Raw genomic sequence first — 26,916 nt, forward strand, 5'->3', positions numbered from 1 at the left:
AAAGCAACTTCTACGGGAATTATAACCAGCCCGATTCTATCAAAAAACATAATCAGGCAACCCGCATGGGCGTTTTCTCTTTTCGCCAGGCGGGTTGCATATTGACAACGCACCGGATCAACAGCGTTAATGGGAAAATCACATCGAAACCGCCTGGTATCTTCGATAACACCATGCCAAGCAGGAGCAGAACAGCTGTAGCACCAAAATAACGTGTCCGGCGCTGGGCAGTAGCTGTTGAACGGGTAGCCCAGTAAATCAAGGGTAAGTGTAAGGGCACCAGGTACAACAGGGTTGGATTCCAACCCGTAACACCGTCATCCCGTATCATCCATAGTACTAACAAAAACCAACCCAGAAACCCAGAAACCCCAAACAGGAGCCGATCAAACCAGCGATCAACTTTGCCGGCTACAACGTATCGCCGGATGGTAAATAGGGCAACCAGAAGGCCCAATACAGTAAACACCACGTCGGGATCTAAATACAGGGGCACTTGCTGCCGAAAGGTTTTTTGAGCCGCAAATATAGTCTGTTCGCTTTGCACCAACGGAATCGACTGTCCATTTGCCTGACGAACTGTAGCGTGGGCAAACTGGTCGTGCACCTGGTCGGGCAGGTACATGGCTAGCCAACCGTCGGTCTGTTCATTAGCTGGCCAGCCAATGGCAAGATTCATTCCTAATTGATACCAGGGCTTTTCATTCAGATAATCGTTCATCAGATCGCGGTACGATTTACCGGTCATCAGCGAACGGGATGGAATTGTTAAGCTATCCCCACAAACATCGGCAATCATGTCGCGGGGGCGAGTGGAGCAATTATCGTAGTAGAATTTATACCGATACTCCCGGTTCTGGGGCAAATAGTTCTTTTCCAGAGCCGCGAACAGTCGTTGCCGCTGTATAGGCGACAGGTTCAACTGCTGCTCCCGGACACTGCGGTTGGTTTGCTGATAATAATAAATGACCTGATATAGGTTATGAACCGTCAGAAAATAGGGCAGCGTACCTCGCAAAAATTTAAGGATAAAATAGTCTGCCCGGTAATCAAAGCCACCGTAACTATAATCCCGATCCATACCCAGCATCGGATCAACAAGTCGGATCTCCGTATGCCCAAACGCCGACGATATATCATCATCCCCTGATCCATACGTGATCAAACTAACCCGTGCGGCCGGGGAGAGCGTTTGACTGAATGATGAATGATGGCTGATGACTGATGAATAAAAAACAAGGAGTAGGCAAATGAACCACTTTTTGCTCCCCTGCTCCCTGCCCCGAGCCCCGAGCCCCGCGCCCCGCGCTACCTGCTCTCTATTCGTCGTCATCCTCTTCATCAACATCATTGTCATACACTCGTTTGGCCTTGGCTCGAACCGGTTCTTTTCCCTGAACACAGATGACTAGTTCGCCTTTGATCGTTTTTTGGGCAAAATACGCAATAAGTTCGGACAATGGCCCGCGCTGATTTTCCTCGAATAATTTGGTGAGTTCGCGGGAGACGCTGGCTGGTCGGTCAGCACCGAACAGATCAGCAAATTGCTGAAGGGTTTTCAGCAGCCGATGGGGCGATTCGTAGAAAACCATCGTACGCTCCTCCCCTGCCAGTTCGGCCAGCCGCGTTTGACGGCCTTTTTTATGGGGTAAAAATCCCTCGAAGGTAAACCGGTCATTGGGTAATCCTGAATTAACCAGCGCCGGCACGAATGCCGTAGGGCCTGGCAAACATTCAACGGGAATATCGTTTTTAATGCACTCCCGGACAAGCAAAAAGCCAGGATCCGAGATGCCCGGCGTGCCCGCATCCGACACGAGTGCGAGTGTTTTCCCCTCTTTCAACTGGCTCACCAATCGTTGTACGGTTTGGTGTTCGTTAAAAATATGGTAGCTATGAAGTGGCTTACTGATGTTCAGGTGGCGTAATAACACACCCGATGTACGGGTATCTTCAGCCAGAATGGCATCAACGCTTTGCAAAATTTTAATGGCTCGTAGCGTGATGTCGTCAAGATTACCGATAGGAGTCGGCACGAGGTACAATTTCATGCCGCAAGATAGTTTACAGTTTTCAGTTTACGGTTTATGGTTGGCTGACGCATCACCAACCTTATGCGTCAGCCAACCATAAACCGTAAACTGAAACTATAGTTTATCAATCGCTGCTGCCAGTTTGCGATCTTTATCGGTCACGATATTCCCCGCATCATGCGTGGAGAGCTTGATTGTGATTTGATTATACACATTTGACCACCAGGGATGATGGTTCATTTTTTCAGCAAGAAGTGCCACGCGGGTCATAAACGCAAAGGCTTCGCTAAAATCAGCGAACTGAAAATCACGAGTGAGTTGATTATCCTGTTCCTGCCACATAGGGTATAAAGTTAGTAGTTTATGCTCCTGTAAGAACCGCTTTGCCCGCTGACTGTTTTGAAAAAAAGATTGGCTTCTCGTCCTCTTAAACCTATTCCATCAAGATGAACCTTAAGCGCTCCTAACCCCTACCTTCTGACAGCCTGACCAGCTATTTTAAAAGGCAAACGAACTTGTGAGTAAACGTAATGAAACAAAAAACGCTGACCCTACCAGTGCCAGCGTTTAGATACCCCTTTTTCCAGCCGTTCTCATCGGCATGGTAACAAATTAGATTTAGATATTATCAATTGGTAACTTATTGATTATACGGTTCCATTTCCTCATCATCTAATCGCTATGCTAACCAGATCTCATTACGGCAAGTTGATTGATGAGTACAAGTAATTACGGTGGGTGCGTACAGCCGTCGTCTGCTTCGATGGCGGCTGTTTTTATCACCAATGACCTACTAATTAATCAATTGCCTTACCAACCCTTCCGTTGTTCAAAAAAAACGCCGACTCTAGTAGAGTCAGCGTTTCCTGTTCTCAAATTCTAATCATTGCACAAACCATTTGCTGGATTGCACTCCACCAAATTCAGATACGCTTACTGTTGAACAAGCGTTGCAGTGTACGTCGCGGTTACTGTTTAAATTAGACACTGTTGTTGATTTAGTTCTTATGCCAGCTCCTGAAAACTCCTTTTTTAACGGGTAATGGCTGGTTTATCTGGTAATGCTTCGCTTAACTTTTCATACACGATTCGAAGCCGCTCCTCGATCTGCGGATCTTTCGATTCGAAATAGAATCGGTTCTCATTAAAGTTGGCAATGACCCTGATTGTTGTCCAATCGAGGGTTGGGTCCTTCTCCGATAGTACTTCCTTTATTCGTTCAATAAGCTTGTCACTGGCATACCTGTTAAACTGACTTATCATCTCTTCTGGGTCTACCATGTTGATCTATGTTGAATTCAGTTCTATTGAGAAGCTCTTAAGGTTCTCAAATCTACCTCTTCCTGAACCATTACCAACCGAAATCAGGTGAATTAGTAGTTACATAAACCCGCATACGGCAGCAATTGAGTACAATTTGTAGCTGGAAAGTACATTGCATTAAAATGTTGAGCCGTCCTAACCACTTAAGCCTAAAAGCTTTGTTTGTTTCAATTCAACAAGGATTGATATTGATCCAATAAAGCAGGGTTCTCCAATGGCGGGGAAGCAGACCATGGTATACTACCTCTGTAGCTGTAAGCGTCTTTATATATTCCTTGAGAAGAGTTTGACTGGTATTATTGAGCATGCTGGCAAGGGGTTCTCTACTCCACGTATCGCCCAAAAGCTTGCCAATCAGTAATAAAAAGTAACAGAATTGGCTACCAGGACCAACCCATCCAGACGAAGGCCTATTTGGTGAAGTATTTCGGTAAATTTGTCGAATGAAACTCACCTGGACATTTTACCCTAAAGGAGAGCAATCCATAACGCTCTCAGTCATTTATTTACCCAAGCTGGATACACTTCAGCAGGCAGGTGTTCTGGATCAGGATACGAATGTGGCTTTTGTGAACTGGCGAAGCTTTCAGGTCTTTAATACAGGGGATGTTAAAGACAAACGCGCCTTATTCAATTCACTGACAACCCTGGATTCACTTGCCAGGGAACAAGGCTGGAGTGAAACCGCAGTGAAAGGCTGGTTAAGCGAACCCGGCTGACGGTCTTGTTACTCAGCTCAATCAGTGCAAAGGTTAAAATTTGGACAAGCTTTCAAGACCATTTGAAGTCATGAGGGCGAACCAGATAAGGACTCACCTAGCTTATATACCAAAATTAGCTATACACATGTCTTATGTTACCTTAGATTTCATATTCAGCTCAATAAAATTCCTTATGTAATCTAAATATCATAACAATATAATTTTTATTAATTTTAAACCCTAGGTAAATTGAACATTTGATAGCTTAAATGATGCAATTGTAAGCTCAACTAACCTACTAAAAGCGACCTTCAATTCATTGTCAGGTTAGTAATCATGATCTCATTTACTAGTGTCAAAGCACATATTGCCAATATAATCACAGTTGTATTTCCCCCTAAAAGATGGTATAAAGCGGCATACTTGGCGTCCGGTATGCTCGCGTTTTTGCGTCCACAGGAAAAATATACGTATAAAAACACGCTCGCCATTAGTCGTGCAGGCAAGTTAAATGGCTTATTAGCCATTATGACTCGTAAGGGCAAACCTTTTCCGATTCCTGTTCTCGCTCAAGGATTAGAGTTGTTTCTTAAACACAGACCTAATGGGTTAATTCTTTGTTCAACCCATATCCCTCTTTCGAAAGTAGCTTTACGTTACTTAATAGAGCAAGGCTTCAAACCAACCGTCGCCATAGCCGGTAATCCAGGTGTAATCGATTCTATTGCTGTTTGGGGGAGTATCGAAAAGATACCGGCTATTCGTACAGGGCCTTTTGTCTTGCAGAAGTCCAAATCGGTATTGCAACAAGGAGGGACCGTTGTTGTCCTGGTTGATAAGTTACTGGGTGGACCTTATTCACCCAATATTTTCATTTTGGGCGAGAAACTTAACAGCGATATTATTTTTTTTAATGCGGCATTGCAAAACGATGGAACTATAGTAGTTAATTTCCATGAATCAGAATGGAATGGCAGTGATTGTAAAATTCGGGTACACCAACAGATGAATGAACTCTACCAGTTTACAACTGCCCTCCTTAAACATTATGGTAACTCTTACTATCTCAGGGCTCCATTAGAAGTACAACTACAAAAAAATATCCCTACAACTATCTGAAAAATCAGTTAATTGTAGGGATTTTCGCAGAGAGGAAGAGATTCGAACTCTCGATACGGTTGCCCGCATACACACTTTCCAGGCGTGCTCCTTCAACCACTCGGACACCTCTCTAAAAACGAAGTCAGCAAGTAGGTTTGCTGACTTCCGGCAGAGAGCGAGGGATTCGAACCCCCGGTACCCTTGCGAGTACTTCTGATTTCGAATCAGACCCATTCGACCACTCTGGCAGCTCTCTTTGGTATTTGGTCGTCCGACGCGAATCGGAGTGCAAAGATGTAGGATTGCTGATAAAAAAGCAACAACTAGCCTAAAAAACGCTGATTTGCTCAACTAGCTAGTCACTCAGTTCGCCACTAAGTGACTGAGTTAGAAGTGTCCGCAAGCGATTTATGGCTTCAGGTCCACGGTCATTTTCGCTGCCTAGCAACACCATCAGTTTGGTAATAGCGGCTTCTGTGGTGATATCGGCTCCACTGACAACACCAATTTGCAGTAGTTGCTTACTGGTTTGGTACTGCCCCTGCGTAACCCGCCCCCCTTCGCACTGCGACACGTTGAAGATCAACACACCCCGATCAATAGCCTCCTTAAGCGTATCCAGGAACCAGCTATCCGTCGGGGCATTTCCGGCTCCAAATGTTTCGAGTACGATACCCCGAAGGTTGGGAATGTTCACGATAGATTCCACAACGGGTTGGGTAATACCCGGGAAGAGTTTTAATATCGTCACATTCGGGTTTAAGACCGTCCGGATACGCAGTGGTTGATTCGGCTGATAGGGACGTATAAAAGGGCGGTTGTAGTCGATACGAACGCCAGCTGTTGCTAAATGAGGGTAATTCTCCGACGAAAATGCATTGAACTGAACGCTTTCCCGCTTCGTAGACCGGTTTCCCCGCAACAGCAATGAATTGAAATAGACGCATACTTCGGGCACCATTGGGCGATTACCTTCCTCACCTGACGCAGTCGCAGTAGTTGAGTCTACGGCCGCCGTGGATTCGGCCGCCGAATCCACGGCGGCCGCTATTTCAAGGGCTGTGATAAAATTCTCACGGGCATCACTACGTGCTACCCCAATTGGAAGTTGCGCTCCCGTTAGAATGACTGGTTTGTTTAAGCCAACCAGCATAAAACTCAGTGCCGAGGCCGTGTAGGCCATCGTATCCGTACCATGAAGAATTACAAAACTGCTGTACTGGTCGTAATTTTTCTGGATAATTCGCGCTAACTCAACCCAGATAGCGGGTGTCATATTCGACGAATCAATGATCTCAGGTAAGGTCAATAAGGTTATCTCGAAATCAAGTCGATTGAGTTCTGGGAGCCGGTCGAGTACCCGCTCGAAATCGAACGGGACAAGCTGACTGGCCTGTGGGTCATAGACCATCCCGAATGTTCCTCCGGTATAAATAACTAGTACGGATGCGCGAGAGCTTTTGACCGAAATCGGATTTATACGAATGGTTCTGTAAGGCATTGACTTTAACTGGATAATGAATACTGTAAAATGGATAATGAATGCCTTCACCTATTCTATTTCACATCATTGATCGTACATTTTACAGTATTCATTGTACATTATTCTTTTTCATCCTGGCAGCAAGTTCGCGTACAAGGCAGGTAGTAGCGATAGGGCGTTGGCAGTCGTATGACGTGCTACATCGTCAATACCCACCTCTTTGATATCAGCGATGCGCTGTGCAATGAGTCGCAGGTAAGCAGGTTCGTTGCGTTTGCCCCGGTATGGTACGGGTGCCAGATATGGAGCATCAGTTTCGAGAACGAGGTGTTCTAAACCAATATGAGGCAGCACTTTATCGATACCACCATTTTTAAATGTTGATACGCCCCCAATACCTAACTTGAAGCCCATCGAAATTGCCCGATGGGCTTCATCGAGCGTTCCAACGAAGCAGTGAAAAATGCCGGTTAATTCAGGCAACGCAAGCTTCTCAATCAGGTCAGCGGCTTCAGCAAATGCATTCCGATCATGACCGGAGCGGGTGTGCATGGACACAGGTAAGTTTTGTTCAGCCGCCCAGCGTAGCTGTGTTTCAAAGGCCATAAACTGCTGATCTACGAAGGTCATGTCCCAGTAGAAGTCAAGTCCTATTTCACCCACGGCCATGAAGGCACGTCGATTAAGCTGGTCCTGAACCACAGCCAGTTCTTCCTCAACCGTATCGGTAACATAGGCTGGGTGCAAGCCCATCATGGGCAGGCATCGATCCGGGTATTGGTCGGCAAGGGCCATCATACCCGATATTGTTTCGCTGGCGCAGTTTGGCATCCAAATCTGACTGATTTGTTGTGCTTCGGCCCGCTGAAGCATGTCTGTCTGATCATCGGCAAACTGTGCGTCGTAAATATGGGCGTGGGTATCGATAAGTGTCATCGTGCGGTAATTAAGTGGAATGAGTGGTCTAGGTGAGATAAGTGCAGTAGGTGAAGTAAGTGAGCTAAGTGGAGTAGGTCGTGTAATCGGTAGTTTACCAACGGACGGCCTACTGCACCTATTTTTACTCATTTCACTCACTCCACTTACTTCACATACTTTCTTCCTTTCCACTCAATCGTCGTTGGAAACAGGTAATACAGGACAGCTAACGGACCAATAATAAGCTGGTAAATTTCAAACAGCAACGCATACGCCCCTAACTTGGTTTGATTTAATCGGGCTAATCCAACTGAAAGTACCAACGTTTGAATCAATAGTTTACTCAGATAGAGTGCCAGGGCGAGTACAGGCGCAAACCATCCCAATGCGAGCAAGAGTGGACCAGCCAGATACTGTATATAGAGCATAATCACCATCCAGAGCGGCAAATTAATTGCGCCACGCATCCAGCGCTTGCGCTGTTGAAGGAATGCGTTACTGGTCTCAACAGGTTTTGTGTGGGCCAACACCTTCTGGTCCAATAGATTCTTAAACCCGAACCCCTGCTTAACAATAGCCCGAAACAGTGCATAGTCTTCGGTAATTGAGAATGGTATCGACTCATAGCCGCCAACAGCCTCATAAGCGGTTCGGCTCACCGCCATGTTGTTACCCATAGCTGTGACGGGAATACCAACACTACTGACCAAATGCGTCAATGTCAGATTATATAGCCAGTCAATTTTCTGGAGTTTATGGAAAAGCGATGGGCCTTCAGGAAGCGTAACCCCCGTAATGATGCCTGTATTGCCCGTAAAACTCCGCCCAATTTCGACAAGCCAGTCGGGTGGCACTTGTGTATCGGCATCCGTAAAGAAGAGGGTCTGTCCTCGGGCCTGTTGCGCTAATTGGGCCAGTACATTGGCTTTACCCCGTAATCCAGCAACAGGTTCCGTGATGGTTAGTAACCTAACATCGGGGTGGTTCTGACTAAAAGCAGAGACAATAAGACCAGTCTGGTCAGTAGACTGGTCATTTCCAATCAGAACCTCAACGGTGCCGGGAAGGTACTTGAGTTGGTCAATAGCCTGCAGGCAATCCAGCATAGTAACTTCTTCGTTGCGGGCGGCAATCAGAATACTAATCAACGGCTGTTGCGGGTCTGGCTGGTCAGTATCCAGCATAAACAGGTTGAGGAACAGCCCGGAATGAGTAACCCCGTTCCGCAAAATGAGTTAACATTCGGGGCAATACATACCGCATGGTCGGCCAGGCTTTCAGGCTATCATGAAAGACCACAATTGAGCCAGGCTTGGTGTATTGAAGGGTTTTCTTCAGGCACACATCAGCGGGTAGCTTACGGTCAAAATCGCCCGTTAAGACATCCCACATCACGATTGAATAATTTTCCATGACCTGGGCTACCTGTGTCTTTTTAATCCGACCATAAGGCGGACGAAACAGCGATGTTTCAACGCCTAGCTGCTCCTGGCATTTTTGGATATTTTCCAGATAAACTGAATCATCCGTTTTCCAGCCATTGAGGTGATTAAACGTATGATTGCCGACCATATGTCCCGCTTCGAGTACTTTATAAAGCATATCCCGATGCTTACGAACATTGTCACCAATACAAAAAAACGTTGCCTGCGCTGAAAATTTATCCAATTGGCCCAGCACAAACTCTGTCACTTCGGGAATAGGCCCGTCATCGAACGTCAGATAAATCGTCGGTTCGCTCTCCTCTTCGATCTTCCACCAGCACTCAGGGTAGACCGTTCGGAGCAGAAAGTTAGACTTGTGAAGAAAAAATGACAAAATAGTTTACGGTTTATAGTTTACGGTTTACAGTTAATGGCTTTTTGATAAACCGTAAACTGAAAACCAAACCTGTTCAGCTCAACTTGCGATCTTTCCAGATGTACCCTTTCCCCTGAGCGGCCAGGCCGAAGAAAAGTACATAGAATGGATAGATTAACTGTGTCAATGGAATTACCCTTACCGACGATTTTTTTTGTAAAAAAACAAGAATCTGTCGTAAAAACAAAAACTCAGGTATTGCTTTTAATCCTATAACTACAAGAGTAACATTTCCGTTTAAAAATCCTGCCCACCAGGCTACTACAGCCACTACCGGGGCGGCATTGCTCAAAAAAACGAAGATGGCCAGTAGCGAGGGCAAATAGCTCTCGTAGGCCCGCCACTTACTAGCCCATCGTTTGCGCTGATTATAAAATGCACGCAACGACCGATGGGACTGTGTTCGAACAATAGCATCCGTACTTTTTAAAAACCGAACCCCATCTGGGTACCGACTAGCAATCTTGTGCATCAGAAATTCATCGTCGCCCGAAGCCAGATGATCGACACCCGTAAAACCGCCTACTTCGCTAAATACCTCCTTTACGTAGCAAAGGTTAGCACCGTTGCACATGGTTGGAAAACCAAGCGACATAGTACAGGCACCCGTGCCAATCAGGCTGGAAAATTCAACTGTTTGTAAGGAGTCAAAAATCGTCTGTTCGGTTGTAAAGGTTACCGGCCCAGAAATCAGCCGGGCATCCGTTTGCTGGTAAAAAGCAGCAATTGCAGACAGCCAATTGGGACCAACCCGACAATCGCCATCGGTTGTGACAATAAGATTACCCGTTGCCAGCGCTATACTTTGGGTAATTGCCCGCTTTTTGGGGGAAGCCGTTTGTTCATTGGCTAAGGGCAAAGGGTGGAGGGCAAAGGGGGCATGTTGAGCGTATGACTGAATAATTTTCCAGGTATCATCGGTCGAGGCATCATCGGCAACAATTACCTCAAACTGGCGGTAGACCTGTTGACTCAGGTCATCCAGCAATTTCTCGATCTTTCCAGCCTCATTACGCACTGGAATAACAACGGTAATAAATGGCTTATTAGTTAACAGGTCTTCGCTCTGAACCAAGGGAATCCTCAGCCAGGTCAGCCAAAGGATGAACGTAAAGAGTGCATACAGGAAACTAACCGTTAATAAAATAATAGTCATTGATTGTCATTGATTGACATTGATGGTCATTTTGTGTTAGTCTATCGGGGTTTACGCCAAGAATGACGCCATGCGAATGATAAAAAATGACTATAAATGCTTAACCTTAATTTTCCATACCCAGATTAATCCAACCAGTACAGGAGTCAGAATATTAGCAAACCAAAGGGTCAGCGTTGCGGTAAGCAGTACAGGAGCCGCAACCAATCCATCGCCCTGGTCAAATGGCGCGAATACCCACAAGGATGCCGCTTCCCGAACGCCCAGATCACTCAACAGGTTGAAGGCAGGGGTTACGGTTTTTACCAGAAAAACCAGTCCAATACCCGAAGCTGAGCTATCTAGCGGCAACAGGATACCTACCAGTCGTAGGGCGAAGTAGAACTGCACTGCAAAAACCAGGTACCGAACCGTTGCTGCGCTCAGGGCAAACCCAATTTCTGAGTCTGAATACATACCGGCCACCTGCCAATAGGTTGCAAAGCGCGCCAATGCTGGTCGGGTGGAAACCCATTCAACCAGTCTGCGACGAACCAACCCAAACCAGACTCCTCCTAACGACAGTACACTCAAAATAATAAGCAGCCACTGCCCGGTTGGCGTATTTCGCTCCGGTGCAACCGTCAGATGGTGCGCCCAGGCGACAGCTCCAAATACCAGGGCGACATAGAACTGCATACCACCCGACACCAAAGAAGCACCAATTGCTTCGGCTCGATTGGAACGAAGCGACAGAACCCGTCCGGCCGTATCGCCTAATTGGGCGGGCAAGGCAAATCCTAATGTCAGCCCGGTTAAAACGCCCTGGTAAGCCTCCCAGAATGATATTTTTTCAACCCGTTGGAGTAGAATCTGCCATTTTATAGCCTCAAATCCCCAATTAATTGGGGTTAATAACAGTAGACCAGCTACCCAGCGTTCAGGGTTCTCAACCGAGCGAAGTTGCGTTTGAACCGTCTCCCAATTGAAGGGTTGTTGCCGTACTACATAACCGATATAGGCTACGAGCCCGGCAAAAACGACGATTTTGGCCCAAAAGATGATTTTTTTATCTGGTTTAAGCGACAAAACGTAGGAGAACACGTTACTTTGTACAAGAGCCTAACGCCCAATTCATGATTATCACGCCTATTTCATCTACCTTCACCAAAGAAAAAATTATTCTTGGTGTCGATCCTGGAACCCAAGTTGCTGGTTATGGCATCATTTCGGTGAAAGCAGGCGTCATGACCATGATTCAGTATGGTGTGGTTCAGTTGTCCAAATATAGCACCTATCAACTGAAGCTTCAGAAACTCTACGAAACCATCATCCGGTTGATTGAGGAATACCACCCGGATGAGATGGCAATTGAAGACCCGTTTTTCGGCAAAAATGTACAGGCCATGCTCAAGTTGGGTCGGGCGCAGGGCGTAGTGATGGCCGCTGCATTATCCCGAAATATTCCCATTGTGGAGTATGCCCCGAGACGAATTAAACAATCCGTGACGGGAAATGGAAACGCCACCAAAGATCAGGTTTCTCAAATGGTTGGTCACTTACTGAAAGAAAGCTTAGACCCTCAGTTCTTCGATGCTACGGATGCACTAGCCATTGCCATTTGCCATCACTTTCACGAAAATGCCCTACCGGTTGCTCCTGGCAAAAAGACCAAAAAAGGGGCCTGGGGTGCCTTTGTCAGTGAGAATTCAGGGCGGGTGATGTAATTGATTGTTCTATTTACCGGCACATTCTGCCCTCTTGCCCCAATTCCGATTACTATGTAATTGATTTAGCTGATTCAGGAGTAATTTCCCTCCATGAATACCCGGATTTCGCGCCTTGCCATTCACCTGCTGGGTTGTCTAACCTTTCTGGCACTCCCTTATATCTTTGCATCGAATGGGGTTGCAAAACTAACCGAGCTCCCCCACAATCCGCACGAGCAGCGCAATCTGGTCTCGTACCTGCTGACGATTGCCTTTTTTTACGCCAATTATTATATCCTGATTCCAAAGCTATACTTTCACCGGAAGTACAGCCTCTATGCCCTCGGCTCGTTGGGTTGTTTTCTACTCATTGAGAGCGCGCTGGTCGTTATTAATCGAAATGGGTTAGTACCTCCAACCCAGCAACCAGGTCCGCCACCTTATCAACTGGAGCACAGGCCACCACCTTCGTTTCCAGATGGGCCACAACCGCCCATTCCAGATGGCAATGATCAGGGGACAAGGCCCGAACAACCGGGGCTACCATCAGAACTCAGTCAAACGTTTTTTTTGACGCTGGTCGGCTTTCTCCTGGCGCTTGCCCTGCGTGTAAATAACCGTTGGCGCGAAACCGAACGGGAAAAAATTCAGACACAGCTCTCTTATTTAAAGGCACAGATTAATCCTCATTTTCTGTTTAATACGCTCAATAGCATTTATTCGCTGGCTATCATCGAATCGCCCCAAACGGCCGATGCTCTGATCAAACTATCCTCATTTCTGCGATACGTCATTCAGGAATCGCAGGAAAATCAGGTTTCGCTCATAAACGAACTAGACTACATTGGTCAATATATTGCTTTGCAACAACTGCGCTTGGGTGATACCGCACAAATTGATTTTACGGTCGAGGGACAGGCCAATGGAAGGCAAATTGTCCCACTCCTTCTGATTTCCTTTATCGAAAACGCATTTAAATACGGCGTAAGTCCCGAAGAGCCCTCCACCATTCAAATCCACATCTCGATTACTGGTGATGAACTTCACTGCCACGTAGCTAATAATAAGGTTCGGGTATTCCAGCCAACGGCGGTGGCCAGTGGCATTGGGTTAACCAATACCAAAGCTCGTTTGCAACTCCTCTATCCTGAGCGGCATCAACTGGTTATCAGCGACAAACCCGATACCTTTACCATCGATTTATCCATTACCTTGTCATGATCCGCGCCATTGCTCTAGATGATGAACCCCCGGCCTTACGGGTCCTGGCCCACTTCTGCCAGCAAGTGGACTTTATTGACTTACAAAAAACCTTTACGCGCACCGATGAGGCCCTGAAGTACCTGGAGCAATTCCCGGTCGACCTGTTATTTCTGGACATCAATATGCCTTCCATGTCTGGGATTGATTTTTATAAAGCCATTGGGTCTACATCGGCAAATGAGTCGCAGCCGCTGATGGTTATTTTTACGACGGCGTACGCTGAATTTGCCGTAGAAGGGTTTACACTGAACGCGGTCGACTACTTATTGAAACCGTTTACGTTTGATCGTTTTTTACAAGCTGCCAATAAAGCGGCTGATTTATACCGGTGGCAGCAACGTTCTGACAAAGCCAGCGAAGCCTATTTGTATGTTCGGGCTGACTATAGCCTTCACAAGATTGCCTTAGCCGATATTCTGTTCATTGAGGGCTTAGATGATTATGTTAAAATTCATCTCCGGACCGATAAAGACGGCCGGAACCAGGCTAGTGTGCCCCGCCCACTTGTAGCCCGCATGACCCTGAAAGTGATGATGGAACGGCTTCCCAGCCATGAGTTTAGTCGGGTACATCGTTCCTATATTGTGCCCTTGACACGTATTGAGGCCATACGGAACAAAACTATTCTAGTAGCCGGGCATGAGATCCCGATTGGTTCTAGTTACGAGGCCGACCTGCTCAATCGATTAGGCCAATAAACGTTTTATTTACCGACACAATCCGTGCGTTTACCGCAAACCCCTCTGGAAAAGCAACATTCGCCCGGACCGTTGCGTACAAACTACTATACATCAAATCCCTGTTTTCTCTTTTAGTATGGAACGCAACGAATTTTTGAAACGTGGTTTCGGTAGTTTACTCGGCATCGCAGCCGTTACACCACTCGTTGGTGGTTGCTCATCGTCGACAGTTGATCCGGTTTCAACCACAACAACTGGCACGTCAACATCAACCGGTTCAACCAATGGCAGTTCGTCCAGTAATTGTTCCGTTACCCCCAGTGAAACCGAAGGGCCTTTCCCAACAAAAGTGCCTGCCAATTTCGTACGGAAAGACATTACGGATGGTCGGACAGGAGTCGCGTTTACCATGAACATCACCATCAAAAATGCGGATAGCAGTTGTGCGGCTTTATCGGGTGCATTGGTCGATGTCTGGCATTGTGATAAAGACGGCTATTATTCAGAATACGGTGGAACGGGTATGCAGAGTGTGAATTTCACGACGGTCGATTTTCTACGGGGTCGGCAGACGACCGATGCCAATGGCTTAGCTTCATTTACCTCAATTTTTCCGGGCTGGTATTCGGGCAGAGCCCCGCACATTCACGTTCATATTTATAATTCCGCCGGGAAGTCGCTGTTGGTTACACAAATAGCGTTCCCGTATGATATAACGACCACGGTGTATACAACAGCCCAGTCGTATGGCTATACGAAAGGGGTACAGGATACGAAGAACGAATCTGATAATGTATTCTCGGATGGTTTCACCACGGAGTTAGCGACCGTTTCGGGGAGTATCTCTGGCGGCTACACACTCACCCATACAATTGTTGTCAGCGCGTAATTACGTTAAACACTGAGTCATAGAGAATACAGAGTTTTTAGACTATTTTTTCAGTGTTCTCTGTGCCGTAACGACGGACCGCTCTGTGGTTAGACATACCAGATGGTGTCTCTACTATGATAAAAGGACTTATTCGCCTGAGTTATCGGAAAATCATTGACGTAACCTCCCACAAACCGTGGGACAAGTTCGTTTTTGAGGATACCTACCTGGAGTTTTATATGCAGGCTCAATTCTATAATCAGGAAAACAAATACAGTACGTTTCAGGAATTACTGGATAACGTCCCCAATGCCGACCGACTCCATCACCTGACCAGTGGGGCTGCTATTGGCTACATTCGTCAGTTAAACAAACTCATTCCTGATATGGCCAATAGCTCCGGTAAACTGTGCCTTCCTTTTACGCAATTCAAATTCGAGATTATACAGTCGCACGTGCAGAATAAAAATGCCCACAAAATTGCCATCATCTTTTACAGCGAACCGCTTACCTGGATCGATACCTTTTCCGATCGGCTCCTGATTGCTTATGGCGACCAGCTTGATGCCTTACAGGCTGGCAATGAAGTGGAAACCGACCTGATTGCGCTACAGCCTTATCTGAGCATTTCGTCTTTGCAGTTACCGAATTTTTCAAAGTAAGACGCTATGGATACACAAACTCAGGCTCAACTGTATTTATCCGACCAGCGAGGCTGCTCACAAGTTGATTATTTTCGAAGTTTTCACGGCTTTAATTTTGGCACCTATCTTGAGGAAAGCAGAACGCCTTTCGGCGCATTGCACCTTCTGAATGATAACACCCTTAAAGCTGGCTATCGTATCGGCATGCAGGTTGAGCAAAATACCAATGTTATCCTTCTTCCGCTAGTTGGTGGTCTGGAATACAATAGCCCTGTTGGAACTGGTTTTCTGGAAGCGGGACAGGCTCAGACTTTATCGCTGTCGGCCGCAATGAAATACGAAATCAGTAATCCTTACGAGACTGAGCTTATCAATTTTTTAGAGATTTGGCTCACCAATCAGTCAAGCAAGTTCACCCCTGAAGGGCACCAAACTCAGTTTGACCTCACCAATAAAAATAAACTCCTCCCCCTTTTCTCAATACACGAAGCAGGTCAGCATGGATACGCTCAATGGCATAGCTTTATTGGTACGTATGATGGCAGGAAAGACGATGTTTATTCCATGACCGATACAACAAATGGAGTTTTTGTATTTATTCTGAGTGGTGCTTTTGAGGTTCAGAACAGGCTTTTACACGCACGGGATGGTCTGGCGTTGACAACTATAGACAATGGAGAAGTGGAGTTCGAGGCTCTATCCAACGATGCGGTACTTATGATACTGGAAGTTCCTCTTTAAACAGCCTCTGTTACATTCGATAGAACAGATTATACTGAATCCCCCCATTTGTTCTGAATATCGTCATGATGCAAGTCGATGTAATCGTTTTGCCGTCATTGACAGCGGGTTTCCAGTTAAACTGATCGGGCATCCATTCAGGCATATTACGAATAATCTGCTGTACATAATTCCCGATTATCGGGACCTGACTTTCAGCATATGGCGCCGTATAAACGGACACACTCACCCGAATGACCTGCCCAATCTCGTTGATTGTTAATGATGCATTGACTCGCCGGACACGCTCCCCATCCAGAACTGAGCTTAATTTCTGATTTAAATACGCCTGTAGATCCTGTGTTTTACCCAGAAATTTAGCGGCCTGATAAAAGGGTTCACATTTTTGTATATTCCCCTCCAGCGAATAGCACTGACTCCGACTAAGGCGACCATGTCGGTAGAAATCCTTACGCTTAATAGTACCGTCCTCATAAAAGGCCATAAAAGGCCCATGCAGTATATTCTCTTTATATTCGCAGCTTACATATACCTGACCCGACGGGTACATGATTTTAGTTGGCCCATGATGAGCAATCCGGCTGATACTATCTAATTGAAACCCATTTGAGAGCGTTTTGGGTAATACGATGTAGGAGTCGGTTCGGAACAACACGCCATTTTTTCGATAAATCCGAACGGTAAAATACTGATCATGTTTACCGTAGTACAAAATCTCTTCGTCATAATCGGCAAACTCATGACGCACCGTATAGGCAAGTTTGCTACGTATTGTAGTATCCGCCTGTGCGTGAACGTATGGATGGAATAAACAAAACAGCAGGAAGTATATGATGGTCATCAAGCACTTCCCAAAGGGCATAATCCTCATTTTTTCAGAAATAGAAGCCTTCTGGAATGACAAACTGATTGCTCCCTAAGATAGTTATTCTTCCACAAATGAACTACTCCCCTTTCCCATGACGATCATTCAACATACGTTTCATTTACCACCCTACCCACGCGGTTTCCACTTGATAACTCGTAGTATTGAACGGGAATTTACGGACTTACAGCAGATTCGAACAGGGATATTACAGGTCTTCATCCAGCATACATCGGCCAGCCTGACCATCAACGAAAATGCTGACCCAACGGTAAGAGGGGATTTCGAGCGATTTTTCAATAAGACCGTACCAGAAAATGCACCCTATTACCAGCACGACTATGAAGGCTCCGACGATATGCCAGCCCACCTGAAAACGGCCATGTTGGGCCATTCAGTGACGATTCCAATCACGAATGGACGGCTGAATTTAGGGACGTGGCAGGGAATTTACCTCGGCGAGCACCGAAATGATGGCGGTAGCCGGACGCTGGTTTTGACGGCCTGGGGAGATTTGATGAATGATGAATGATGAATGATGAATGATGAATGATGAATGATGAATGATTTTACAAAATTCATTTCTTTTTTGTTGACATCTTAACATGTACATGCCCAAGGTTCCTTGTCAAGGGTGCCTTGGGCATGTACATATCGTTAGTCTAGCGTTCAATAGTTTTCATACTCAAAATACAATGTCTCCACCACGCTGTTGCCAGTGGCCGTAACACGCTTGGTTGGCAGATTAGCGGCATTGTAAAGATATGAGTAAAGAGTAACGACCCCGCCGGTTATAGCCGAGGCCACATTGTTCTGGCTAAAGTTAAACTGATTATCAATGCCTCCGTAATAGGTGTAGAAAGGCCCAAATGATCCCACACCGGCAGGAGGAAGAAATACGCCCGGCGCGGGAATGACAAATGCGCCATAAAATGGATTTATTTTCTCATCGAATGCATAGGTAGTACTGATCGACCTATTGTAAACCGGTATGTTAGGCCCTCCTAAGCGGATTATAGAAAATACATCAGTAGACGAAGTCAGGTTATTTCCCGTAAAGGTGAACGAACCACCTCCGCTGGATTGAAGACCACCCACATTTATTCCTTTATTATATGTGATCTGATTAGGGGTGTTGTATTGGAGACCTACACCAAATGTGGAGGGCGAGTTACCAATTCCCGACAACTGGCCTGCTGCATTATAAGCAAGCGTGTATGTTTCAGATCTTGATCCACGTCGAACTTCCGAGTGCAGAGCCTGGGTCAGTCGATTTTGGCCATCGTATTGAAAAACTGTGTTCTCAACGGGTGTGGTGCTGCTATCAGGTGCCTGATAGCCGATAATCAAACTCAGCCGACCCTGTGAATCGTAGTTGAACGCACTGATCTTCGATGTGCCGTTTGGCCCTTCCTGGGTTATTGTTTTAACCCGTAAACGACTGGCTCCTGGCGTAACAACAGGAATTCGGTGATCTGTGCATCCCCAAAAACCAACAATAAGCAGTAAAATGCTCAAGCCTTGACGTAAACGTGTAGTATTCATAGGGTTGTGGTAATAAGCTATTATGTTTGAACTTGGGCCTGTCTCTTAGTAGTTTTCATACTCAAAGTATAAAGTTTCCAAAACACTATTACCAGCGGCCGTAACGCGTTTGGTTGGCAGATTAGCCGCGTTGTAGGTATACGAATATAAGGTGACTCCTCCCCCACCATCTATGGCAGAAAGTATGTTATTCTGGCTTAACGTTGACAGAAAACGAAGTCCCCCGAAGTAGGTGTTGTCATTAAGACTTGCGCTTGGTGGAAACGCAAACTGCGCAAGCTTAGGAATGACAAATACCCCATAGAACGGATTTACATTCGTGTCAAATGCATAGGTTGTTGTGCTGGTGGTGGTGAAGGGTGTGTTTCGAAAAAGCGTTGATGTCGTAGTGACGGACGTTATATTGTTGCCGGTGTAGACGTACGAACTATTACTCGTAATTGTAACCCCAGGGATATCAAAGAATTCAGAACTGCCCACCGCTTTGTTGGCACCATTATATTGAAGAGTCGCATTCCAGCGAGTGACAGCGCCCATGCTGCTTGAAGAGAATCCAACCCCATCTACCAGACCAGCTCCATTATAGCCATATCGGTAGAGTTCAAACGGATTTGGTGAACTGTTTGCTCGTCGGACAACCTCACGCCGTGCCTGGGTCAGTCGATTTTGGCCATCATATTGAAAAACCGTGTTCTCTACGGGTGTGGTACTGCTATCAGGTGCCTGATAGCCGATAATCAAACTTAGCCGACCCTGTGAATCGTAGTTGAACGCACTGATCTTCGAAGTACCGTTTGGCCCTTCCTGAATTACTGTTTTAACCCGTAAACGACTGGCTCCTGGCGCAACCGGAATTCGATGGTCTGTACATCCCCAAAAACCAATTAGCAGAAATAAATAAGCAAAGCAATGGAGTAAACGTGTGGTGTTCATAGCGTTATAGTGATAAGGTACTATTGATAAATCTAACAATCAGCAACTTGGCAACTAAAAGACTAATAATCAATACTATACATTATCTCCCTTTAGTTAACCCGTACTATGCTAAACCGCCATGAAGGTATTTTCCATTCTATTAATTTCCTATTTTCATCACAACAAAAACTTGGAATAATTGTATGAATTTATAAAACGGTCATATTTTAATGGAAAATTAATGTAGCATCTGCCATACCTCTGCCACACTGGTAACCGGTAACTGACAAGCCCTATTGTAACAGACGTATATAGCCGTTTGTCCATCAAGCATGTTTCGTTGGTGTAATAAGGGTAATTCACTCGTACCGGCAGTACCGCAGAGCACTTTATTAGGGTAATACTCAGCATCTAGTTCGGCTCTGAACTGATCTGCTTGGGGGCCGACAATAGCGATTTCGGCAGTAGGACGTGCCCGAAGGGCAAATTGAGCGGCCCAGTTGGTCAGGTAATCGGCGTTTTGCTGAACCAGTGGTTGTACCCGCCCCAGCATCTGGTCGGCACGGTCAGCATAATTGGGTCGTTCCAGTAACAAACTCAGCGTGTACAGGTTTTCGGCCATCATTGAGTTCGATGCAGGAATCACATTATCGAACAGCTCTTTGCGCCTGGCAATAAGCTCCTCTCCATTTTTGTCGGTAAAGAAAAAGAGCGGTTCCGGGCCGGTCAACTCATCGACTGTATCATCGCTAAAATTAGCCAATACATACTGCATGAGCTGGTCTGCTTCTGTCAACCAGCTTTCGGTGAAGGTGGCCTGATAGAGTGCCACCAGTCCATCAATAACCGCGGCATAATCGTCCAGGAATCCGGCCTGGCGGGCTCTGCCCAGTTTATAGGTATGCCAAAGTCGGCCATTTCGACTGTCCCGCATCTTTTTCAGCAAAAAGAACGCCAGCCGTAAAGCGAGGGTTAAAAACTCTGGCTCGCCAAAAACCCGATACGCCGTAGCCAGCCCTTTTAGCATCAGACCATTCCAGGAGCACAGAATCTTGTCGTCTAATCCAGGCCGAATACGTTCAGTGCGGACCCTTAACAGTCGGGTGTGCGTAGCATCCAGACGTACGTTCAGCTCAGCAAGTGACCAGCCCATACGTTCGGCAAATGATTCATCGGACTCCGTGCGGTGCAGAATGTTCAGTCCGTGTTCCCAGTTACCCGCTTCTGTCAAATTATTGAGTTCGGCAAACCAGTCGTACTCGCCCCCCAGAATCTCCTGTAGCTCGGGTGTAGTGAAGGTGTAAAATTTACCTTCTACACCTTCACTATCCGCATCGAGAGCGGAATAGAATCCGCCTTCGGGACTCAATAATTCACGCTGAGCAAAACCAATGGTTTGATAAACAACATGTTTGTAGAGCGGACTTTTGGTCAGACTGTACGCTTCAGCGTAAAGCGTAAGAAGTTGACCATTATCATACAGCATCTTCTCAAAATGGGGTGCGAACCAATCAGCATCCGTCGAATAGCGGGCAAATCCCCCGCCAAGCTGATCGTAAATTCCACCCAGTGCCATCCGATCAAGCGTCAGTTTGACTTGATGTAGGGCTGCTTCGTTGCCAGTGGCATCGTAGTAACGAAGTAAAAATCGCCAGATGCTCGGCATTGGAAACTTTGGGGCACGACGCATGCCCCCCTTTTCATCATCGGCCTTAACTGCTACTTTTCGGTACAGTACATCTACCGTTTCAGGCGCAAAAAGTGGGTCATTTTGCGTCAGTCCATAGCGTTCGGCATCGGATAGGTTCAACTCCCGCGCGAACCCATCCGCCGACTGGACAAGATCCTGTCGGTGTTCGTCGAAAGCAGATCGAACGCTATCCAGCAAATTCATCCAGTTCTTTTTAGGTAGGTATGTGAGTCCATAAAATGGCTTGGCATCAGGCATCAAAAACACATTGAGCGGCCAGCCCCCCTGCACACCCATTGCCTGAACGGCGTCCATGTAAATGGCGTCAACATCCGGGCGCTCCTCACGGTCAACTTTAATACACACGAAATGCTGGTTCATCAACAAGGCTACGTCTTCCTTTTCAAACGACTCCCGTTCCATAACATGGCACCAGTGGCAGGCCGAATAGCCAATGCTAACCAGAATTGGTTTATCTTCTGCAATGGCTTTAGTCAGGGCTTCATCGCCCCATGGATACCAGTCAACAGGATTTTCGGCGTGCTGAAGCAAGTATGGGCTGGTTTCGTATTGGAGTTGATTGGGCATGATAGGTTGTGCTCAGTAGGAATGACCACCTAATGACTCGTAATGACTATTTTTTTCGTTTGGCTTCCGGTTTCATTTTGGATTCGGAGCACATAGAGCCCGGCGGGTAAATGCGTCACGTTTATGTACTCCTTAACACTGTTAACCACTCTCCTAACGACGGATTGGCCGTTTGTGTTTAATAAAACAAGGCTTGTTGCTGATGTGGGTAATTGCCCGAACGACACCGTTAGGATTGTTTGAGCTGGATTGGGAAACACGCTAACATCAGCTAAAGCGGGTTCGTTAGCAGTCACCGTGCCTATATCAAAACGGCATAGATACACCTCACGGCCGGTAAGCTCAATGGTCTGTTGCCAGGTCTTATACCGTACTGTCAGGCTGGTTTTCACGCCATCGGCCGCGTAAGGGTTTTGCGCGGCTATCAGGATTTTGTTTTCTTTGGCAACCCCCCGCCAAACTGGCAGTTGCTTATCCATTAAATCCCGGGCGGAGGTCTCAATCACGAGTTCATAGTTCCCCTGAAACATATCGGCAAAGTGTGATAGCCGATACAGTCCATGCGTAAAGTATTCATAGGCGGCATAGGTATCGGTTCGGGTACCTGTCAGGGTAGGATTTTCCCAAAGCCACAAGCCGGATGCCCCCGAAAAAAAAGGGAATATAGCCGTAGCCTCCGCCATAAAGGGCTGGATGAAGTTTGGGAAACTACTCGAACTATCATGGTACCGCAGCCAGACCCAGGGGACCACTGGTTTCGTACTCCAGGCCCGATTCACTTCGATCTGAAACAGCAGATACGCCAGATAGTCTTTCGCCAGTGGGTTCGGATAGTCGTAATAATAATAGGCTGAGGGCGACAATGCGTCTAATTGATCATAGTACGGGCCACCTATACCGCGCCCAAGTGAATCCTGGACCATGTAATTTGTCCGGCTGAGGTTGGTCGTCCAATCAGTCCAGGTGAAAGTTGGTACGTTCAGGTAGGTATTTAATACGGGAGTATCGGCGTAACTACTCACGCTGATACCGGTCAGATCGGCATGCTGGCGAACATAGCGTAACCCTTCCGCGTAGAGGTTGCGCATTGCTTTTTTATAGGTGGCCACAAAGTCGGCGTCAGAAAGGGCCCGGTAGATTTCGGGAACACGGGTATCGGTTTTGATTTTCAGAATCCGGCTATCCGTTTCCAGAAATCGTTCAATATCTAAGGAGAGCCGGTTTACCGGGAGAACATATAAGCCAGCCGAGTTTTTCTGTCCCCCGGCCAAATCCGACAAAAAGCGATCCCACTTGGCACGGTAGGCTGCCAGGTCATTTGCCCAGGGGCTTTCGAGGGTTTCCCACGGCTGATTCAGCCCTGTTGCAAACCCGTAATACACCAATGCACGTTGCTTTGCCTGTACCAGTGAGCCGTATTCACTATCTTTTACATCAACCAGATGACTAAATCCATGCCGTAATGGGCTCGCCTGTACATCGGCAAACCGGGGACCACCATAGATAATAGGAAATGGGAGTGTAAAATCCGGAAATTTACTCCACTCAATCTGATTAGGCTGACTAACGGGCGTAAAAATGAGCCGATCAGCACACTCCTGAGCGCTGGCTACTGGATAATAATTCAGCCAAAAGCCAACGACCCAGACAAACAAACTGCCAAATGAACCCTGCATTGCTTGAAGTTTCGCCAAAACTACGGAATTTTAGGGGCGTAAAGCGACCCGGTTACTAAACGAATTGGCAAACGCTTCTCGTTATTCATGTAAACAAGTACGTACAAAACGGCTTTATCTCGTTATGAATCCAATCCGACTTCTGCTGGTGTGTACCACGCTGCTACTAACGCTTACCCATTGTAAAAAGGACGATGGCAACAACCCAACGCCTACCGAGGCATCACAAACCGAATTGCTAGTAGCCAATAACTGGCGAACCGTTCAGGTATCGACACCCGATGGACAGGCCGTCAACAAAAGCCGCCTGAATTTAGCGACCCAGGTTTTGTATGACCTCAACATGCAGTTTAGAAATGATGGTACCGTCCGCGCTCTTGACCCAAAACAATCCAATTCCGTTATCAATGGCGGCACCTGGACACTTGCTACCGACAACAAATCGATCGATGTAGATGTATCTGGTTTCAAAGGCAACTTCCCGATTATTCAGTTGACCAAGAGTAAACTCATCCTTCGGCAGCGTGCACCCGTGGATGGGAAAGATGCTGATATCAATCTTGAATTTGACCCTACCTTATAATAAGGTCCTCAACTCTCCAGTCAAGACGCGAGTATTCGTATTAGCTCGCGAATCTAAATAAGTCAAATCCCCTTAGCCATTAATCCGTGTCACAGGTTCTGCTTGTGACACGGATTAATGGCTTTTACTTTTCGTCTGGTATTCAGTTTCGAAGCGGTTCCCCAGAACTTGCCAGTATCTGATTGCATGGGTGGCGAATCTATACCCTTCAATCGATACAGCATCCAGATTAAAGCCTTGTCGTCGATCTTAAGCGTGTATAGAGGTCAATTCTCGTTGGTTCAAGTAGGACTTTATTCTTCCCTTAGTATCCAGAATGATCTGTATAAAAATTGATTATAGTAAGCTATCTCCCAAGTATATATTATCTACCAACAGACATACTAGCACAGTAGTGGCCAAATTGATCAGTTACCATATGCCTAAATAGCGTCTAAAAGCTATTTATCCCATCCTGCTAAAACATGTATACACTTAATTACAGTAGAAACAAAAAATGATTATTCATTGGTATAAATTTTGCTTGATTAAGGCTACTTCATGGTTAAATTACTAGCCGTAGACAAGCATTCAATGCTCTACTCTCATTCCTGCTGCTGAAGCACGTCTACCCTGATTTAGCTTTTTAGCCAAGAATTTATTTTGGGAATGCTGAGTCTGGAAAATTTTTACCCGTTTATGATTCACCTCTGTAACAACCCTCTGAATACGAGTAACCGTTGGGCTTTAAGCATCCCTACAAGCCATATGTTCGTTGTTATAGCATGTTTTTGCGGAGTTTGCTTCGGGGAATTGAGCTGTGTTTCGTCTAGGCAAGTCGTTTATTTTCAGGACAATTCCGGTGCAAAAGGCAGTGTCCCAATCGCCGAATCCTATGTCCCCCGTATTAAACAGGGTGATGTACTATCGATTCAGGTGAGTAGCCTCAATGCCGATGCCTCCGCTTTTTTTTACCCGCACGCTCTCACCACACTCTCAACTGGGCGTACGCAGCAACAAGCCAACACCAGCGGCCTTCCCGAAATGGCAGGTTATCTGGTAGCTGCATCGGGCGAAATTGAATTACCCTTAGTAGGTCGGCTCTCCGTTGGTGATCTGACCGTTAGCGAATGTAGTGCGCTCATCAAGCAAAAATTGAGCCCTTTTTTAAAAGAGCCGACGGTGAATGTGCGTAATCAGAATTTCCGAATTTCAGTTTTGGGCGAAGTAACGCGTCCAGCCCTCTTCACAATTCCCAACGATCAGGTTACCTTAATAGAAGCCCTAAGTTTAGCGGGCGATGCAACCATTTATGGTCGGCGCGATAATGTGCTGGTTATCCGGGAAGAAAGCGGCAAAAAAACATTTTCGCGCGTTGACTTAACCCAGCGCAATTTGTTTCGGTCGCCCTATTACTACCTACATCCAAACGACATTGTATATGTGGAACCAGGCAAAGCACGGGTGGCAAATGCAGATCGGTTTTACCTGATTGTTCCCACCGTACTAAGTGCGTTATCATTCATTGCAATCCTACTCACCCGTAATTAAATCAATCCGAGTCTGCTATGTCTAATTCATCCAACTATTCCTACATACCCTACCAGGTGATGGATACAGACAGCGCCTTCCGGACCACCCTGCTCCGTTATGTTCGTCACTGGTATTGGTTCCTGATAACCCTCGGCCTAATGCTGTTGGCCGCTTACGTTTATTTGCAGTTTAAGCAACCAATCTATCTGAGTCAAAGCAGTTTGTTGATCAAGGATGAAAAGAAAGGGCTGGACTCCGACAATATTTTAAAAGACCTTGAAATTTTTGCGCCTAAAAAAATTGTCGAAAACGAGATTGAGGTGTTCAAATCGTACACCCTCATGAATCAGGTCGTTCAGGAACTCGGTCTGGATGTAACGTATTTCCATGATACACCTTATGGCCCACGGGAGTTATTTCAGCAGTCCCCCATTCGACTGATTATCGAGCAACCGACCAGCGCCCTGTATCAGGAGAAGCCATTTACGATCCAGTTTATCGACAACAACTCCATTAAAGTAGAGAATAAACTGTATCCACTGAATACGAGTATTCAGACTTCAATGGGCAGGTTGCGCTTCTTTCCCCGACAGGCAATATCGGCCAGTACTGAGCCCCTGCTGATTCAGATAGCTCCCCGCCATAAAACTGCCAAAAACTACCTCAGGGTACTGAAAGCCGAGCCAACCAGTAAGGCGTCCACAGTCATCATGCTTTCAATAGAAACGGGCGTTCCCGATAAAGGAGAAGCAATTTTAAATCGATTAATCGACCTGTATACCAAGGCCTCCGTATTAGATAAGAACCGGGTGGCTTCCAATACACTGAATTTTATTGATGATCGACTTCAGTTGGTGTCAGGCGAATTGCAAACGGTTGAAAAAGGGGTAGAGACCTATAAATCATCGGAAGGAATCACAGACCTGGGCCTTCAAGCGAAGGGTTTCCTTGAAAGTGCCCAGCAAAACGACACCGAACTGAGTCAGGTAACCATTCAGTTACAGGCGCTGAACGACGTTCAAAAGTACGTGAATAGCCAACCGGCGTACCGCAGTGGCACACCAGCCACACTCGGCTTGA

At 46.4% G+C, this 26,916-nt stretch carries 26 protein-coding genes, 2 tRNA genes and 1 pseudogene; 12 read left to right on the forward strand and 17 right to left on the reverse strand.

The window, feature by feature from the left end; genetic code table 11:
* Positions 1-52 precede the first annotated feature (52 nt).
* The 4 genes and pseudogenes from ACYVGO_RS25375 to ACYVGO_RS25390 form a co-directional block, all read right to left on the reverse strand.
* The gene (locus tag ACYVGO_RS25375; RefSeq protein WP_460971668.1) at positions 53-1,333 is read right to left on the reverse strand and encodes an Lnb N-terminal periplasmic domain-containing protein; all 1,281 of its coding nucleotides are present in this window, start codon (positions 1,331-1,333) and stop codon (positions 53-55) included.
* On the reverse strand, positions 1,320-2,051 hold the full coding sequence (gene rsmI, locus ACYVGO_RS25380; RefSeq protein ID WP_460971669.1) for a 16S rRNA (cytidine(1402)-2'-O)-methyltransferase: 732 nt from the start codon (positions 2,049-2,051) through the stop codon (positions 1,320-1,322). The genes ACYVGO_RS25375 and rsmI overlap by 14 nt, the downstream gene beginning before the upstream one ends.
* A gap of 96 nt (positions 2,052-2,147) precedes the next feature.
* Positions 2,148-2,387 (reverse strand): annotated as a pseudogene (locus ACYVGO_RS25385) (4a-hydroxytetrahydrobiopterin dehydratase); the annotation flags it as partial.
* A gap of 678 nt (positions 2,388-3,065) precedes the next feature.
* The gene (locus ACYVGO_RS25390; RefSeq protein WP_142773174.1) at positions 3,066-3,314 is read right to left on the reverse strand and encodes a hypothetical protein; all 249 of its coding nucleotides are present in this window, start codon (positions 3,312-3,314) and stop codon (positions 3,066-3,068) included.
* A 485-nt stretch (positions 3,315-3,799) separates the two neighbouring features.
* On the opposite strand from ACYVGO_RS25390, the gene ACYVGO_RS25395 reads away from it, so the two are divergent.
* Entirely contained in the window at positions 3,800-4,075 is a 276-nt protein-coding gene (locus ACYVGO_RS25395) for a hypothetical protein (RefSeq protein WP_460971670.1), read from the forward strand.
* Between the two features lie 318 nt (positions 4,076-4,393).
* On the forward strand, positions 4,394-5,176 hold the full coding sequence (locus ACYVGO_RS25400; protein WP_460971671.1) for a hypothetical protein: 783 nt from the start codon (positions 4,394-4,396) through the stop codon (positions 5,174-5,176).
* Positions 5,177-5,203: 27 nt separating this feature from the next.
* On the opposite strand, the gene ACYVGO_RS25405 is transcribed toward ACYVGO_RS25400, so the two are convergent.
* The 8 genes from ACYVGO_RS25405 to ACYVGO_RS25440 form a co-directional block, all read right to left on the reverse strand.
* Positions 5,204-5,290, reverse strand: a tRNA-Ser gene (locus ACYVGO_RS25405).
* A 37-nt stretch (positions 5,291-5,327) separates the two neighbouring features.
* Positions 5,328-5,414: transfer RNA gene (locus ACYVGO_RS25410), tRNA-Ser, on the reverse strand.
* Between the two features lie 99 nt (positions 5,415-5,513).
* Entirely contained in the window at positions 5,514-6,659 is a 1,146-nt protein-coding gene (locus ACYVGO_RS25415) for an asparaginase (protein ID WP_460971672.1), read from the reverse strand.
* A gap of 111 nt (positions 6,660-6,770) precedes the next feature.
* Positions 6,771-7,577 (reverse strand): TatD family hydrolase, encoded by an 807-nt coding sequence (locus ACYVGO_RS25420; protein ID WP_460971673.1) that lies wholly within the window; start codon positions 7,575-7,577, stop codon positions 6,771-6,773.
* Between the two features lie 146 nt (positions 7,578-7,723).
* Positions 7,724-8,743, reverse strand: coding sequence for a glycosyltransferase family 2 protein (locus ACYVGO_RS25425; protein ID WP_460971674.1), 1,020 nt, complete (start codon positions 8,741-8,743; stop codon positions 7,724-7,726).
* Complete coding sequence (locus tag ACYVGO_RS25430; RefSeq protein WP_142773162.1) at positions 8,730-9,377, reverse strand: polysaccharide deacetylase family protein; 648 nt, start codon at positions 9,375-9,377, stop codon at positions 8,730-8,732. Before ACYVGO_RS25430 ends, ACYVGO_RS25425 begins: the two co-directional genes overlap by 14 nt.
* 76 nt (positions 9,378-9,453) lie before the next feature.
* Positions 9,454-10,575, reverse strand: a complete 1,122-nt coding sequence (locus tag ACYVGO_RS25435; protein ID WP_460971675.1) for a glycosyltransferase — start codon at positions 10,573-10,575, stop codon at positions 9,454-9,456.
* A 90-nt stretch (positions 10,576-10,665) separates the two neighbouring features.
* Positions 10,666-11,643, reverse strand: coding sequence for a lysylphosphatidylglycerol synthase domain-containing protein (locus tag ACYVGO_RS25440; RefSeq protein WP_460972109.1), 978 nt, complete (start codon positions 11,641-11,643; stop codon positions 10,666-10,668).
* A gap of 47 nt (positions 11,644-11,690) precedes the next feature.
* Here ACYVGO_RS25440 and ruvC point away from each other — a divergent pair, with 47 nt between their 5' ends.
* The 6 genes from ruvC to ACYVGO_RS25470 all read left to right on the forward strand — a co-directional run bounded on the left by ruvC (position 11,691) and on the right by ACYVGO_RS25470 (position 16,462).
* Positions 11,691-12,281, forward strand: a complete 591-nt coding sequence (gene ruvC, locus ACYVGO_RS25445; protein ID WP_460971676.1) for a crossover junction endodeoxyribonuclease RuvC — start codon at positions 11,691-11,693, stop codon at positions 12,279-12,281.
* Positions 12,282-12,374: 93 nt separating this feature from the next.
* Positions 12,375-13,484, forward strand: a complete 1,110-nt coding sequence (locus tag ACYVGO_RS25450) for a sensor histidine kinase (protein ID WP_460971677.1) — start codon at positions 12,375-12,377, stop codon at positions 13,482-13,484.
* Positions 13,481-14,224 carry a LytR/AlgR family response regulator transcription factor gene (locus ACYVGO_RS25455; RefSeq protein WP_460971678.1) on the forward strand — a complete coding sequence of 248 codons (744 nt, stop codon included), beginning with the start codon at positions 13,481-13,483 and terminating at the stop codon, positions 14,222-14,224. The genes ACYVGO_RS25450 and ACYVGO_RS25455 overlap by 4 nt, the downstream gene beginning before the upstream one ends.
* 118 nt (positions 14,225-14,342) lie before the next feature.
* Positions 14,343-15,095: a dioxygenase family protein gene (locus ACYVGO_RS25460; protein WP_460971679.1), complete on the forward strand. Its 753-nt coding sequence runs from the start codon at positions 14,343-14,345 to the stop codon at positions 15,093-15,095.
* Positions 15,096-15,211: 116 nt separating this feature from the next.
* Positions 15,212-15,739, forward strand: coding sequence for a hypothetical protein (locus ACYVGO_RS25465; protein WP_460971680.1), 528 nt, complete (start codon positions 15,212-15,214; stop codon positions 15,737-15,739).
* 6 nt (positions 15,740-15,745) lie between these two features.
* Positions 15,746-16,462, forward strand: coding sequence for a pirin family protein (locus tag ACYVGO_RS25470; RefSeq protein WP_460971681.1), 717 nt, complete (start codon positions 15,746-15,748; stop codon positions 16,460-16,462).
* Between the two features lie 10 nt (positions 16,463-16,472).
* On the opposite strand, the gene ACYVGO_RS25475 is transcribed toward ACYVGO_RS25470, so the two are convergent.
* Entirely contained in the window at positions 16,473-17,303 is an 831-nt protein-coding gene (locus ACYVGO_RS25475) for a toxin-antitoxin system YwqK family antitoxin (protein ID WP_460971683.1), read from the reverse strand.
* Between the two features lie 118 nt (positions 17,304-17,421).
* Between ACYVGO_RS25475 and ACYVGO_RS25480 the strand changes: the two genes are divergently transcribed.
* A complete protein-coding gene (locus tag ACYVGO_RS25480) occupies positions 17,422-17,859 on the forward strand; it encodes a secondary thiamine-phosphate synthase enzyme YjbQ (RefSeq protein WP_460971685.1) in 438 nt (145 codons plus the stop codon).
* 137 nt (positions 17,860-17,996) lie between these two features.
* Here the strand turns inward: ACYVGO_RS25480 and ACYVGO_RS25485 are convergent, their stop codons facing one another.
* The 4 genes from ACYVGO_RS25485 to ACYVGO_RS25500 all read right to left on the reverse strand — a co-directional run bounded on the left by ACYVGO_RS25485 (position 17,997) and on the right by ACYVGO_RS25500 (position 23,741).
* Positions 17,997-18,872, reverse strand: a complete 876-nt coding sequence (locus ACYVGO_RS25485; protein WP_460971687.1) for a hypothetical protein — start codon at positions 18,870-18,872, stop codon at positions 17,997-17,999.
* A 45-nt stretch (positions 18,873-18,917) separates the two neighbouring features.
* The gene (locus ACYVGO_RS25490) at positions 18,918-19,805 is read right to left on the reverse strand and encodes a hypothetical protein (RefSeq protein WP_460971689.1); all 888 of its coding nucleotides are present in this window, start codon (positions 19,803-19,805) and stop codon (positions 18,918-18,920) included.
* A 220-nt stretch (positions 19,806-20,025) separates the two neighbouring features.
* The gene (locus ACYVGO_RS25495) at positions 20,026-22,065 is read right to left on the reverse strand and encodes a thioredoxin domain-containing protein (RefSeq protein ID WP_460971691.1); all 2,040 of its coding nucleotides are present in this window, start codon (positions 22,063-22,065) and stop codon (positions 20,026-20,028) included.
* Positions 22,066-22,094: 29 nt separating this feature from the next.
* Positions 22,095-23,741 carry a T9SS type A sorting domain-containing protein gene (locus ACYVGO_RS25500; RefSeq protein WP_460972110.1) on the reverse strand — a complete coding sequence of 549 codons (1,647 nt, stop codon included), beginning with the start codon at positions 23,739-23,741 and terminating at the stop codon, positions 22,095-22,097.
* 124 nt (positions 23,742-23,865) lie between these two features.
* Between ACYVGO_RS25500 and ACYVGO_RS25505 the strand changes: the two genes are divergently transcribed.
* The 3 genes from ACYVGO_RS25505 to ACYVGO_RS25515 all read left to right on the forward strand — a co-directional run.
* The gene (locus ACYVGO_RS25505) at positions 23,866-24,324 is read left to right on the forward strand and encodes a hypothetical protein (RefSeq protein WP_142773148.1); all 459 of its coding nucleotides are present in this window, start codon (positions 23,866-23,868) and stop codon (positions 24,322-24,324) included.
* A 747-nt stretch (positions 24,325-25,071) separates the two neighbouring features.
* Positions 25,072-25,854 carry a polysaccharide biosynthesis/export family protein gene (locus tag ACYVGO_RS25510; RefSeq protein WP_460971693.1) on the forward strand — a complete coding sequence of 261 codons (783 nt, stop codon included), beginning with the start codon at positions 25,072-25,074 and terminating at the stop codon, positions 25,852-25,854.
* Between the two features lie 17 nt (positions 25,855-25,871).
* The coding region (locus ACYVGO_RS25515; RefSeq protein ID WP_460971694.1) for a Wzz/FepE/Etk N-terminal domain-containing protein at positions 25,872-26,916 on the forward strand (1,045 nt) is incomplete at its 3' end.

Source organism: Spirosoma migulaei (genome assembly GCF_054776855.1).

Excerpts from the sequence above, each read along its gene's own strand:
- ACYVGO_RS25375 (WP_460971668.1), bottom strand. The coding sequence starts at position 1,333 with ATGACGACGAATAGAGAGCAGGTAGCGCGGGGCGCGGGGCTCGGGGCT.
- rsmI (WP_460971669.1), bottom strand. The coding sequence starts at position 2,051 with ATGAAATTGTACCTCGTGCCGACTCCTATCGGTAATCTTGACGACATC.
- ACYVGO_RS25390 (WP_142773174.1), bottom strand. The coding sequence starts at position 3,314 with ATGGTAGACCCAGAAGAGATGATAAGTCAGTTTAACAGGTATGCCAGT.
- ACYVGO_RS25395 (WP_460971670.1), top strand. The coding sequence starts at position 3,800 with ATGAAACTCACCTGGACATTTTACCCTAAAGGAGAGCAATCCATAACG.
- ACYVGO_RS25400 (WP_460971671.1), top strand. The coding sequence starts at position 4,394 with ATGATCTCATTTACTAGTGTCAAAGCACATATTGCCAATATAATCACA.
- ACYVGO_RS25415 (WP_460971672.1), bottom strand. The coding sequence starts at position 6,659 with ATGCCTTACAGAACCATTCGTATAAATCCGATTTCGGTCAAAAGCTCT.
- ACYVGO_RS25420 (WP_460971673.1), bottom strand. The coding sequence starts at position 7,577 with ATGACACTTATCGATACCCACGCCCATATTTACGACGCACAGTTTGCC.
- ACYVGO_RS25425 (WP_460971674.1), bottom strand. The coding sequence starts at position 8,743 with ATGCTGGATACTGACCAGCCAGACCCGCAACAGCCGTTGATTAGTATT.
- ACYVGO_RS25435 (WP_460971675.1), bottom strand. The coding sequence starts at position 10,575 with ATGACTATTATTTTATTAACGGTTAGTTTCCTGTATGCACTCTTTACG.
- ruvC (WP_460971676.1), top strand. The coding sequence starts at position 11,691 with ATGATTATCACGCCTATTTCATCTACCTTCACCAAAGAAAAAATTATT.
- ACYVGO_RS25450 (WP_460971677.1), top strand. The coding sequence starts at position 12,375 with ATGAATACCCGGATTTCGCGCCTTGCCATTCACCTGCTGGGTTGTCTA.
- ACYVGO_RS25455 (WP_460971678.1), top strand. The coding sequence starts at position 13,481 with ATGATCCGCGCCATTGCTCTAGATGATGAACCCCCGGCCTTACGGGTC.
- ACYVGO_RS25460 (WP_460971679.1), top strand. The coding sequence starts at position 14,343 with ATGGAACGCAACGAATTTTTGAAACGTGGTTTCGGTAGTTTACTCGGC.
- ACYVGO_RS25465 (WP_460971680.1), top strand. The coding sequence starts at position 15,212 with ATGATAAAAGGACTTATTCGCCTGAGTTATCGGAAAATCATTGACGTA.
- ACYVGO_RS25470 (WP_460971681.1), top strand. The coding sequence starts at position 15,746 with ATGGATACACAAACTCAGGCTCAACTGTATTTATCCGACCAGCGAGGC.
- ACYVGO_RS25475 (WP_460971683.1), bottom strand. The coding sequence starts at position 17,303 with ATGACCATCATATACTTCCTGCTGTTTTGTTTATTCCATCCATACGTT.
- ACYVGO_RS25480 (WP_460971685.1), top strand. The coding sequence starts at position 17,422 with ATGACGATCATTCAACATACGTTTCATTTACCACCCTACCCACGCGGT.
- ACYVGO_RS25485 (WP_460971687.1), bottom strand. The coding sequence starts at position 18,872 with ATGAATACTACACGTTTACGTCAAGGCTTGAGCATTTTACTGCTTATT.
- ACYVGO_RS25490 (WP_460971689.1), bottom strand. The coding sequence starts at position 19,805 with ATGAACACCACACGTTTACTCCATTGCTTTGCTTATTTATTTCTGCTA.
- ACYVGO_RS25495 (WP_460971691.1), bottom strand. The coding sequence starts at position 22,065 with ATGCCCAATCAACTCCAATACGAAACCAGCCCATACTTGCTTCAGCAC.
- ACYVGO_RS25500 (WP_460972110.1), bottom strand. The coding sequence starts at position 23,741 with ATGCAGGGTTCATTTGGCAGTTTGTTTGTCTGGGTCGTTGGCTTTTGG.
- ACYVGO_RS25505 (WP_142773148.1), top strand. The coding sequence starts at position 23,866 with ATGAATCCAATCCGACTTCTGCTGGTGTGTACCACGCTGCTACTAACG.
- ACYVGO_RS25510 (WP_460971693.1), top strand. The coding sequence starts at position 25,072 with ATGTTCGTTGTTATAGCATGTTTTTGCGGAGTTTGCTTCGGGGAATTG.